Source organism: Sphaerochaeta sp. (genome assembly GCF_050256055.1).
GTDB lineage: Bacteria > Spirochaetota > Spirochaetia > Sphaerochaetales > Sphaerochaetaceae > Sphaerochaeta.
The window spans coordinates 98,832-109,772 of sequence record NZ_JBFWIJ010000005.1; the positions used below are offsets into that span (position 1 = coordinate 98,832).

Consider the following 10,941-nt stretch of genomic DNA (forward strand, 5'->3'; position numbering starts at 1 on the left):
GTCCATCATTCACTCCTGGCTCTCCTTGTCTTTGTTCGAGATGAGGAGAGCTTTTTTGTATTGCTACACCGTGGCTGTTTCGCTAGATTGGTAGGACAGAGGAGATCCTTCAGCGTGCATGAATATTGGGACCTGTATGACACCAACCGTATGGCTTTGGGGAAAACCCATCTTCGGGGAACACCCTTGATGGAGGGAACCTACCACATCGTGGTATCGATCTGGACGATCAATCGGAACAACAAGTTGCTGCTCACCCTGCGTTCCCCTGACAAGGAATTGCTGCCCAACCTATGGGAAAACACCTCAGGATCGGTAATCAGCGGAGAGACCAGCCTTGCCGCTGCCCGACGGGAATTGCGTGAAGAGACCGGTATCGAGGTCAATGAGAGCGACATCGTATGTTTGGGAACCACACGCAAGGCTTCTTCCTTTGTTGATGTGTTTCTGGTTCATACCGAGAGGGAAGAGGATGCCATCCTTCTGCAGGAAGGGGAGACCATCGCCTATCGCTGGGTTACAATTTCGGATCTGGAAATGCTTTATGAGCAGAACATGCTTGCATTCCCTGTATCCTTCCAGTTCGCTAAAAAACTCCTTACCGAGCAGACACAACGTACGTAATGCAATCTTCCACCAACACATGGTAGCGATCTGTTGATGCTGTGACGTACCAAGAACCTCGATGCGGACAGTGCTCACAGCTGTGGAGCAGGGAGTCGTGGCGGAAACAGGACCGGCTGATAAACAACGGTGGCTTGAAAGCCTCATCCACCACGGCCGGGGAAAACGGCCATCGAGCAGCATCGAACGAGGTCCGTTCCATCCAAAGATAGGCTCCACGTAGATCCAGACCGAACGTCAAGGCGAGATTTGCCGCTGCGCTGTTGCCCAGGTAGAAATAGACATCCAAATACACCGCAAGGCCCTTGGCTCGGGCATAGGAGACCTGACCGATATTGTTCAAGCCGAAGCGGACGAGATCGCGTTCATTTCTCTCTTCAAGCAATGTGATGATCGCATCCATGTCCAAGAAGAACTCAGCCTCATTGAACATGATCGGGGAAAGGGGGAGGTAATACCGGCCCTCAAAACAGCATAGAATCGCTTCAAGGGGTTTGCCTTCCTCCAGTGCTTTGCGTATTTCAAACACTTGGTAAAACGGAAGACCGTTGGAACTCTGCAATAATGAACGAGGTGGCAGGGCTTCTGTTTGCACTATCTGCGCTGTTGGTTGCAGCTGCATGACAGCAGAAAGCTCAGCACCCAAGCTTCGGTCCAGCAGGGCATACCAACTACGTCTGATGTCCTTCAATGCGGAAAGTGGAATAAACAGCTCGGAGAGGTCGTAGGAGCTTCGGTTTTCGATCACGTAAGAGCCCAAGGTGAAATAGGAGGTGTCACTCTGGGAGAAGACCGTCGACAGATGAGCCTCCACATCCTGGGCTTTCTTTGCCCTATCGAGCGAAAGCGGGTACTCTTGTTCGATCGTACCGCTTGCGAGTGTCAGCTTCTCATCCTCAAGGATGATGGTCAGGTCGATCGGTTTCTGGAAGACCGGGAGCGCCTCGTTGAGGAGCGCTGGATTCTGGTCATGTCGGCTGATCACATACAAGGCTTCCCGTGCATGAGGCAACGGCTCTGAAGCAGGAAGCAATACCTCGATTGTTTCGCCTTTGCTCGCATGCGTAATGCTTCTATGGTATGCATCATACAGGGCGCGTACACCGAATTTGACCGTATCGATCGGTTCCTTCCTTCCTTTGGTAAAATAGAGCAACCCGTCTCGAAGACTGATGTCTCGTTCCAGGTGTACTACCGCACGATCTTGTTTCACGACGCCGATCAAACCAAGGCGCACTCCTCGGTGTCCAGGGTAGCTCGTGCTTCCCAGTGTGGGGGCTTTCCTGATGGTAAAATTCTGCTGCTTTCGCCCGTAGTCGGAGAGCCAACCCCCGGTCTGCCTACGGGAAAAAACCACCGATAGCGCCTCATCCAGCGCTTCTGTCTCTTTTCCGTCCAAGATTGCCCGATAATACCGAGCTGCAAGGCCGGTATAGGCCGGACTTTTCATTCTTCCTTCCACTTTCAGGCTGTCGATGCCCAGTTGCTCGAGCTGTTTCGCCATCGGCCCAGCCTTCAGGTCGCTCATGGAGAAGAACCAACCGGTATCCTGCTGTTTCGGCAGGGGAGAAAGGGATGCAGGAACCTTCTCATCGGCTTGTACGGTTCCGTAGTTCCGGCAAATCTGGGCGCAGGCTCCGCAATTCGCCGAACGAGAGCAGAGCTGCTCGCTGGCCATGCACAACCCCGATACGCTGTAGCAGAGCGCTCCGTGGATGAATACCTTCAGTTGCACCTCGGGGCAGGCCTCCCTGATGCGTTTGATTTCCTCATAGGTGAGTTCGCGTGCAAGCACCACACGCTCAAAACCGAGTCGGGCAAGTTCCTTCACCCCTTCGATCGTATGAACGGCCAGTTGGGTACTCCCGTGGATGGGCAGGGAGGGGAAATGGGTCTTGATGAGATGCACCAATCCCAGATCCTGGACAATGACGCCATCACACCCCAAAAATTCGATGCTCTTCAAGGTCTGAAACACGTGGGGCAACTGTTCGTCGTCAACCAAGGTGTTGACCGTCACATATATCTTCTTGTTCTGTGACAACGCTTGGCGGCGGAGTTTCGCCAAGTCCTCAAAGCTGAAATTGGTTGCCATGGCTCTGGCTGAAAAGCTTTTCATGCCGAGGTATACAGCATCGGCCCCTTCGGCGAAGGCGACGAGTGCTGCTTGCAGGGATCCTGCGGGAAGTGCGAGTTCTGTCATGATGCTAGGGTAGCCAGCCCCTGCACTTTAGTCAATCTGAACGGCGGCGGCGCTCATGGAGGGTTTGGACGATCTGTTGATGCGCTTGTTCGTCCAACGGGTAGAAGATGATGGGGATGATGCCCAGTATACTGCTGAGAAACGGCAGGAGGGTCGTCAAGCTGTGGATGCCCCACAATACAACCTTCGTTTGTTCCGTATTGGGCTGGTAGCCTACCAAGGCCAGCGTGGCGGCGATGAAAATCGAGGTGACGGCGGCAGTGAGTTTTGCCAAGAAGGTCTGGCTGCTGAATATGGTTCCTTCATTGCGTTTGCCTGTCTTCAGCTCACCGTATTCGATGGTGTCGGCTATCATTGCGGTTTGGATGACTTGTGGGCTTGCCATGCCCAGGGAACTGATGCAATTGAAGAAAAGCAACATTCCGAAATGATTCCATCCACTGAAGAAGAAGCCCAGGCTCCCCGCTGCATATATACTATAGTAGACGATGCAGGCTTTCTTTTTGCCAAGTTTGGCACTCAGATAGGGTACAGTTGCTATCCCGATGAGAATGAAAGGAATGTTGATGCCTGCAAGCAGGGTGTAGAGCAGTTCATTGTGCAAATTGTACTTTGCATAATAGATCAGCATCGAGAGTTTCCCTGTTTGCCCGATGCCGGTGAACAATCCGCTGAGAATGACCAGGAGCAACGGTTTGTTGGAAAGGAATATCCGCGGAATCTCGGAAAACCGAGACCGCTCGGTGGCATTGCCGTCCACCCGCTCCTTGACGAACAGGAAGGTTAGCAAGAAGCACACGACCGTAAGCAATGCATACGCCAAGCTGGTCCGCTGGTACCCCACCTGCGGTTGTCCTAGCCTGCCGAGAAGCAGGATGAGCGGTTGTGTCGACAATGTTGCCAGGGCGATGGCGACTGTGGCCATGAACCGTGGATAGACCACGATGCTGCTGCGTACCGTCGTATTTTCGCTGATCGTGCTGCTCAATGCCCAGAAGGGGACGTCGCTGGCGGTGTAGATCATGCCGAAACTGATGTAGGTGAAGGCCGCCCATGCGATTTTCCCTCCGTTTGAGAAGGAAGGGGTGCTGAAGGATGCAACGGCGAACGGGACGAAGAGAATCGGGGTGAACAGCAGGTACGGACGGAATTTCCCCCATCGGGATCGGGTCCGGTCGGCTATCATACCCATCAACGGGTCGTTGACGGCATCCCAAAGCCGTGCGAACAGAAGGATCGTACCGGCGGCGGCAGGCAGAATACCGTTGATGTCGGTGTAAAAGAAGAGCAGAAAATTTGCCATCATGTTGTACAGCATATTTTGGCCGAAACAACCGAATCCGTAGGCGAGTTTTTCCCGTTTCGTGACCTGTAAAGATTCCATGCCAGACAGTCTACCATAGAACTAGCGGCATGCAAGATTTGGGGGTGCTCTTGTGTGAGAATGGTACTCGATAGTATACTTTAGAGGAAAGAATTCCCTTTGGAGGTGGCCTATGCCGATGAAACATGACGCAGGAAATGCTCTCTTGGAGGTTTCCAAAGGAACGATCATCTATGAGCAAGGTACCCCCTGTTCCACGATGTTTTTGCTCAGAAGTGGTACGGTAGGGTTGTACCTGAATTATCATACGCCTCAGCAATTCCAATTATTCGAGATATCCAAATCCGGATCCAGTTTGGGCGAGATGGGCTTGTTCGATCATGAGCCGCGCAATGCCACGGCAGTGGCGCTTTCCGACTGTGTATTGGTTGAGATCTCGCAGGAAAATTTTCCTGCGTTCATCGAAGCGCATCCGCAGGAGACACGGCAAATCATCCTGGATCTGAGCCAACGCTTCAAGATGGCCATTCAGGAAGTGAAGAACGGGCAGCAAATCATTGTCGAAAGCTTGGAAGCATTGAAGGAAGCCCAATCCAACAAGAAAGACACGCTGAAGGAGCGGATTCGCAAGATTTCCGATTATCTTTTGGACATCCCTCAGGATGTTCCGCCTGAGTTGTACCTGAGTTTCAACTCACGATTTCATGGAACCATGTTCTAAGTTTTTGGACTTTACCGGAAGTATTCTTCATACGTATTGATAAAGATTTGAAAAAAAGGTAACGTGATAAAGCGCAATTCTCAATTTTGTGAAGAGTTGCAGTTTATTCTTGATAAGGAGTAGTCCATGAACGTCAATGACATTAAGCATGCTGGTCTCAAGAAGTGGATCTTGGATTTTGCAGCGCTCACGACCCCAGATGAGATCGTTGTAGCCGACGGAAGTTCCGCTCAGTATGACGAACTGGTTGCCCAACAGATTGCCGGTGGCTATTGTGTTCCCTTGAACCCAGAAAAGAAGCCCGGTTGTATTGCCTACAATTCCGATCCCTCCGACGTAGCTCGTGTAGAAAACAGAACCTACATTGCTGCAAAGAACAAGGAAGCTGCCGGTCCGACCAACAACTGGATCGATCCGGCTGAGCTGAAGACCACCATGACTGATCTGTATCGTGGTAGCATGAAGGGCCGCACCCTGTATGTCATCCCGTTCTCCATGGGCCCGATTGGATCCCCCATTGCCAAGATCGGTGTTGAGATTACTGACAGCGCATACGTTGTCATCAACATGATGATCATGACCCGTGTCGGTGTGAAGGTACTTGAGGTACTGGGATCTGACGGCGAGTACGTTCCCTGCTATCACTCCGTCGGCAAGCCGCTTGCTGAAGGGGAGAGCGACAACGGCAAATGGCCCTGCGCTCCGATTGAACAGAAATACATCTCCCACTTCCCCGAGACCCGTGAGATTTGGTCCTATGGCTCCGGATACGGTGGGAACGCTCTGCTTGGAAAGAAATGTCTCGCACTGCGCATTGCATCCGTGCTTGCGCATGACGAAGGCTGGCTTGCCGAGCATATGCTCATTCTCAAGATCACCAGCCCCGAGGGCAAGAGCCGCTTCGTAACCGGCGCATTCCCCTCCGCATGTGGAAAGACCAACCTGGCTATGCTCGTACCCACCATTCCCGGCTGGAAAGTCGAGACCGTCGGTGACGACATCGCTTGGATGAAGTATGGTTCCGACGGCAGACTGTATGCCATCAACCCGGAAGCCGGCTTCTTCGGCGTCGCTCCCGGCACTTCCTCCGATTCCAACTACAATGCCATGGTCAGTGCTTCCAAGAACAGCATCTTCACCAACTGTGCAGTGACTGAAGACAAGGATGTATGGTGGGAAGGCATCGGCTATGACGCCCCCGGCACCTTGATCGACTGGCATGGAAACGAATGGGTACAGGACAAGGGAAACAAGGAGCAGAAGACTGCCGCCCACCCGAATGCCCGTTTCACCGCACCGGCTTCCCAGTGCCCCAGCATTGCCTCTGAATGGGAAGATCCGAAGGGAGTGCCCATCAGCGCAATCCTCTTCGGTGGACGCCGCCCGAAGACCATTCCCTTGGTACATCAGAGCCGTGACTGGAATCATGGTGTATTCCTTGGCTCGATCGTAGGTTCCGAGATCACCGCCGCCGCCCTTGACCTCAAGGTCGGTACCATCCGCCGTGACCCGTTCGCCATGCTGCCGTTCTGCGGATATAACATGGGCGATTACTTCCAGCACTGGATCAACGTCGGCAAGGCTGCAAAGGATCAGAGCCTGCTTCCCAAGATTTTCTACGTCAACTGGTTCCGCAAGACCGCCGAAGGCAAGTGGCTCTGGCCCGGCTACGGCGAGAACAGCCGTGTGTTGAAGTGGGTCTTTGAAGCTTGCGAAGGGACTGCCAAGTCCGTTGATACCCCGATCGGAATCATGCCCACCATTGACGCAATCGATCGCCCTGAAGGTGTAACCGATGCCGATATGAAGGAGCTTTTGGCTGTCGACGTGGAAGGCTGGCTGAAGGAAGTCGAAGACATCCGCACCAACCATTACCCGAAGTTCGGCGACCATCTGCCCAAGGAACTTGCTTCCTTCCTGGATCAGCTCGAGGCAAAACTCAAGGCTTCCAAGTAACCAAGTTTCTGAAATCTAGCGTTCTGCAACAGCTCTCCCCCAACGGAGGGCTGTTGTGTTGTATACTGCAGTCATGAATCAATTGGAACGAATCGTATTCATCAACCGTACCATCGAGGAGTACGGTGGCATTCAGACTGTCCGCATACTCTCAGAGTTTGCGATATCGCGGCGACAGGTTCTCCGCGACCTTGCGTACATGCGTGAGCAACTGCAAGCTCCCTTGGCGTATGACCCGAAACAGAAATGGTATACCTACACCCAACCATTCACCCTGTTTTCCAACAGCAATGAACGACTGCTGGTATTCAATGCCATCTTCCGCAGCCTTGCGCAGTCACAAGGACTGATGTCCACCTTGACCGAGATGCTCAGTGAGGGATTGGACAGCGGGGTGGAGAAGAGCTATCGCTCCTTGTCTGAGAAAATCATCTTCATCACCCCAGTCCAGGACTGGCCGGATTATGAGATTTTCAACCGGATATGCTCTGCCATGAAATGTGAAGAGCGTATGACCATGCATTACCGCAATGCCGCAGGACAGGAATCAAATCGGCATATCGAACCCGTGCGGTTGGTGAATTACAGTGGCAGGTGGTATTTGCTTGCGTTTGATCTGAAGCATCATCAGCTGAGAACCTTTCATCTTTCACGCATTCTCTCGATCGCCCAGATTGTCGGCGATCGTATGCAAAGACGATATGCAGAGGCGGAACTGAATGCATTCGTTAATGCCGGATACGGCATTTTTCTGGGAAAGGAAATCACCTATGTGACCTTCCGGGTGTACGACTGGGCGAAGGAGACGCTCTCCACCCAGACATGGCATGCCCAGCAGAAGGTCAGACGGGTGATGGAAGGCCAACAAGAAGCCTTGGAAGTGACACTCCCGGTTGCCGACCTGCATGAGATCCTTTCTTCGCTGCTCTCCTTCGGCGTACATGCCCGTCCGGTCAGCCCGCCTGAGTTTGTGGACATGTATAAAGCTATGGTGCAAGATATGGCACTTCATGCAGATTTCTTTTAGTGTGACATTGTATGTCGTAGTAATCGTTGTATGCTCTTCCTGTACCCCAAGGAGAGATGCCCCATGCAAGAAACACCCAAACTTCCCGTCTGGTATGACAGGATGATTTCATCGGTTCCGTTGATGCTTCTGTTTGTATTCGCGGTCCTGCTTTGTTCCCCGTTGCTGTTGCTCTATGGTTCATTGTCCGTATTGTTCAGGAAATGAGAAGGAAGTCTGCATCACCGAAAGTAAGGAATTCAACACCAACGTTGCCCAAATCGGAAAACCGTGTCTTCATTTTTGGCATAGTGTTGCAATTTGGTGCTCATTTGTCTTAAAAATCACAGAAGTACCGCATCATACACTTCCCATAGCGCACGTTTTCTCGGTAGGATGGAGAGACTTCCTGCAAGTCATCATCCCCCTCTGTTTGCACCGGATACGTATTTGCGTGGTTTCGTGTGCAGGCTCAAGGAGCTTTCTGATGGCAAAACATCCATCCAACTCCGTCAAGTATGGACCGGCTGAAAAGCCGCCTTTGGGACAATGGATTCCTCTGAGTATCCAGCATGTCTTCGCAATGTTCGGTGCTACCATCCTGGTACCGATCCTCACCGGCCTGAACCCGAGCACTGCATTGTTTACCGCTGGAACCGGAACCTTGCTGTACATCCTCATCACCGGTGCAAAAGTCCCGGCCTTTCTCGGATCCTCGTTTGCCTTCATCCCCGCCCTGATCGCCATCAGCAGTGCGTACGGAGTCGGGTATGCAATGGGAGGTGCGTTTGTCAGCGGTTTGTTCTATACCCTGGTGGCATTCATCATCAAGAAGAGCGGGCACGGCTGGTTGAATACCGCCCTTCCCCCGGTGGTCATCGGTTCGGTCATCATCGTCATCGGCTTGAATCTGGCTCCGACCGCCATGGGAATGGCAATGAATGATGCCAGCGGAAATTACAGCCTCTATTGCTTGATGATTGCAGCTGTAACCTTGTCGCTCACCATCATCGCAAACATCTTCAGTCGTGGATTCTTCAGCATCATCCCCGTTTTGATCGGATTGCTTTCCGGTTACTTCTTCGCCTTGATCATGGGCCTGATCTTCCCCGCCTATGCACTGATTGACTTCAAGAGCGTCCAGGATGCCGCTTGGTTCGGGTTGCCTACCTTTGCACTTCCCAAGTTCAACCTGGTTGCCACGGTTACCTTTATAGTGGTTTCCTTCGCCACCATCTGCGAACATCTTGGTGATACCTTGACCATCTCAAAGGTCGTGGGAAAGGATTTCTACAAGGATCCGGGACTCCACCGCACGCTTGCCGGTGACGGACTTGCGACGTTGTGGGCTTCCTTCTGGGGCGGTCCTCCCAACACCACCTATGGGGAGAACATCGGGGTTCTGGCCCTTACCAAGGTCTACAGCGTCTATGTGACCGGAGGTGCTGCAGTCATCGCCGTGTTGCTTTCCTTCTTCCCCAAGTTCGGTGCTTTGATCCAGACGATTCCCAGTCCTGTTTTGGGCGGTATCTCGATGCTTTTGTTCGGTACGATCGCCTCAAGCGGTTTGAGAACCTTGGTGGACAGTGGGGTCAACTACGAGGACAAGCGGAATCTGACGGTCAGCAGTGTCATTCTGGTCATCGGAATCGGTGGCGGGACACTTTCCTTCGCTATGGGAAAGGAGCTTACGTTCACGCTCGCCGGAGTCGCCTTGGCAACTTTGGTGGGCATTCTGCTCAATTTGATTCTTCCCAAGGAACATGCTGTTTGAGCAGCCTCATGCTGGATGGAATGGACAAGGCCGCTGCATTGCAGCGGCCTTGCTTCGATAGAGTTGCAAACGAGAATCAGGCGATTGTCTTTCCGTAGTATGCAGCCTCAAACAGCATTTTCACATCATCTGGAGTAGGTGTTCCTGGATTGGTGAGCGTACAGGGATCCTCGAATGCATGGCGGCTCATGCGGTCCAATACCGCGAGGAATTTATCTTCGGCAAAATCAACTTCGGTGCAATCCTTGAAGCAGCAAGGAATATCCATACTCTTGTTCAGCGCACTGACCGCCTTTGCCAGATCGGGAATACCGAGCATATGTTCTGCATACGCATACTTGTCCGTATGGTTTCTGTTGAACGCAATGACGTAGGGAAGCAGGATGGCATTGGCCAAACCATGGGTGACGCCGAACTCTCCTCCGATTTTGTGGGCCATTGAGTGAACCAGGCCCAGACTTGCATTGGTGAACGCCATTCCGGCAAGCGCAGAAGCTTCGTGCATGGCTTCTCTTGCTACGAGGTTGGTGGGTTGTTGGTAGGCCGTTGGCAGGTTATCCAGAACCATTTTGATCGCCTGGATCGCATACGGATCGGTGAAAGCGGTTGCTGCGGTGGAGACCACCGCCTCCAGGGCATGGCACATGACATCCATACCGGTATTGGCGGTGATGTGCTTGGGCATGGTCATGGGAAGGGCAGGGTCGAGGATGGCGATGTCTGGAACCATATCAGCTGCCACGATGGGGTATTTGATGTGGGTCTCCGTATCTGTGATGACCGAGAATGCGGTGATTTCACTTGCCGTTCCGCTGGTAGAGGGGATGGCAATGAAACGTGCCTTGTTCCGCAGTCCGGGCATGCTGCCGGGTTGGATGATGGACTCGAAGCTGATCTCGGGATGTTCGTAAAAACACCACATCACCTTTGCGGCATCGAGGGCGGACCCCCCTCCAATGGCTACGATCCAATCAGGGCCGAATGCAAGCATGGCCTCAGCTCCGCGTTTTACGGTGGCGACCGAAGGGTTCGGTTCAACGCCGTCGATGAGGATGGATTCAATGCCTGCTTGTTTCAGCAAGGCTGTTGCCTTGTCGATGAATCCAAATCGTTTCATGGAATTGCCACCGGTTACAATGGCAGCCCGTTTGCCTTTGAGCAGGGCAAGGGTGGAGAGCGAGCCTTCTTTGTAATAGATGGTTCGTGGGATTGAGAAGCACTGGGTACTCATGGATAACGCTCCTTGGGAAAATCTGTATGACATACAGTATCGATAAATATTTATCCTGAAAAGGAGATTTTGGTATATATTGAAAGAATTGCAGATAAAGCA

At 52.5% G+C, this 10,941-nt stretch carries 9 protein-coding genes; 6 read left to right on the forward strand and 3 right to left on the reverse strand.

Annotated elements, in window-relative coordinates; genetic code table 11:
- Nucleotides 1-114: 114 nt before the first annotated feature.
- Nucleotides 115-624 (forward strand): NUDIX hydrolase, encoded by a 510-nt coding sequence (locus AB7C91_RS03395; RefSeq protein ID WP_332447752.1) that lies wholly within the window; start codon nucleotides 115-117, stop codon nucleotides 622-624.
- Here the strand turns inward: AB7C91_RS03395 and AB7C91_RS03400 are convergent.
- Both AB7C91_RS03400 and AB7C91_RS03405 read right to left on the reverse strand, forming a co-directional pair.
- Nucleotides 599-2,827: a peptidase U32 family protein gene (locus AB7C91_RS03400; RefSeq protein ID WP_428589230.1), complete on the reverse strand. Its 2,229-nt coding sequence runs from the start codon at nucleotides 2,825-2,827 to the stop codon at nucleotides 599-601. The two genes, AB7C91_RS03395 and AB7C91_RS03400, sit on opposite strands and share 26 nt — an antisense overlap.
- Nucleotides 2,828-2,858: 31 nt before the next feature.
- On the reverse strand, nucleotides 2,859-4,211 hold the full coding sequence (locus AB7C91_RS03405) for an MFS transporter (protein WP_428589233.1): 1,353 nt from the start codon (nucleotides 4,209-4,211) through the stop codon (nucleotides 2,859-2,861).
- A 112-nt stretch (nucleotides 4,212-4,323) separates the two neighbouring features.
- Here AB7C91_RS03405 and AB7C91_RS03410 point away from each other — a divergent pair, with 112 nt between their 5' ends.
- The 5 genes from AB7C91_RS03410 (at nucleotide 4,324) to AB7C91_RS03430 (ending at nucleotide 9,608) form a co-directional block, all read left to right on the forward strand.
- A complete protein-coding gene (locus AB7C91_RS03410) occupies nucleotides 4,324-4,872 on the forward strand; it encodes a cyclic nucleotide-binding domain-containing protein (protein ID WP_332447755.1) in 549 nt (182 codons plus the stop codon).
- Between the two features lie 126 nt (nucleotides 4,873-4,998).
- On the forward strand, nucleotides 4,999-6,828 hold the full coding sequence (locus AB7C91_RS03415; protein WP_332447756.1) for a phosphoenolpyruvate carboxykinase (GTP): 1,830 nt from the start codon (nucleotides 4,999-5,001) through the stop codon (nucleotides 6,826-6,828).
- Between the two features lie 73 nt (nucleotides 6,829-6,901).
- Nucleotides 6,902-7,855, forward strand: coding sequence for a WYL domain-containing protein (locus AB7C91_RS03420; protein WP_332447757.1), 954 nt, complete (start codon nucleotides 6,902-6,904; stop codon nucleotides 7,853-7,855).
- Nucleotides 7,856-7,918: 63 nt separating this feature from the next.
- Nucleotides 7,919-8,062, forward strand: a complete 144-nt coding sequence (locus AB7C91_RS03425; protein ID WP_332447758.1) for a hypothetical protein — start codon at nucleotides 7,919-7,921, stop codon at nucleotides 8,060-8,062.
- A 259-nt stretch (nucleotides 8,063-8,321) separates the two neighbouring features.
- Nucleotides 8,322-9,608 (forward strand): uracil-xanthine permease family protein, encoded by a 1,287-nt coding sequence (locus AB7C91_RS03430; protein WP_332447759.1) that lies wholly within the window; start codon nucleotides 8,322-8,324, stop codon nucleotides 9,606-9,608.
- Nucleotides 9,609-9,684: 76 nt separating this feature from the next.
- On the opposite strand, the gene AB7C91_RS03435 is transcribed toward AB7C91_RS03430, so the two are convergent.
- Nucleotides 9,685-10,839 carry an iron-containing alcohol dehydrogenase gene (locus tag AB7C91_RS03435; protein ID WP_332447760.1) on the reverse strand — a complete coding sequence of 385 codons (1,155 nt, stop codon included), beginning with the start codon at nucleotides 10,837-10,839 and terminating at the stop codon, nucleotides 9,685-9,687.
- Nucleotides 10,840-10,941: the final 102 nt, after the last annotated feature.

What these genes read in the sequence shown, in the direction of transcription:
- AB7C91_RS03415 (WP_332447756.1), top strand. Translation starts at nt 4,999, where the DNA reads ATGAACGTCAATGACATTAAGCATGCTGGTCTCAAGAAGTGGATCTTG.
- AB7C91_RS03405 (WP_428589233.1), bottom strand. Translation starts at nt 4,211, where the DNA reads ATGGAATCTTTACAGGTCACGAAACGGGAAAAACTCGCCTACGGATTC.
- AB7C91_RS03400 (WP_428589230.1), bottom strand. Translation starts at nt 2,827, where the DNA reads ATGACAGAACTCGCACTTCCCGCAGGATCCCTGCAAGCAGCACTCGTC.
- AB7C91_RS03435 (WP_332447760.1), bottom strand. Translation starts at nt 10,839, where the DNA reads ATGAGTACCCAGTGCTTCTCAATCCCACGAACCATCTATTACAAAGAA.
- AB7C91_RS03430 (WP_332447759.1), top strand. Translation starts at nt 8,322, where the DNA reads ATGGCAAAACATCCATCCAACTCCGTCAAGTATGGACCGGCTGAAAAG.
- AB7C91_RS03425 (WP_332447758.1), top strand. Translation starts at nt 7,919, where the DNA reads ATGCAAGAAACACCCAAACTTCCCGTCTGGTATGACAGGATGATTTCA.
- AB7C91_RS03410 (WP_332447755.1), top strand. Translation starts at nt 4,324, where the DNA reads ATGCCGATGAAACATGACGCAGGAAATGCTCTCTTGGAGGTTTCCAAA.
- AB7C91_RS03420 (WP_332447757.1), top strand. Translation starts at nt 6,902, where the DNA reads ATGAATCAATTGGAACGAATCGTATTCATCAACCGTACCATCGAGGAG.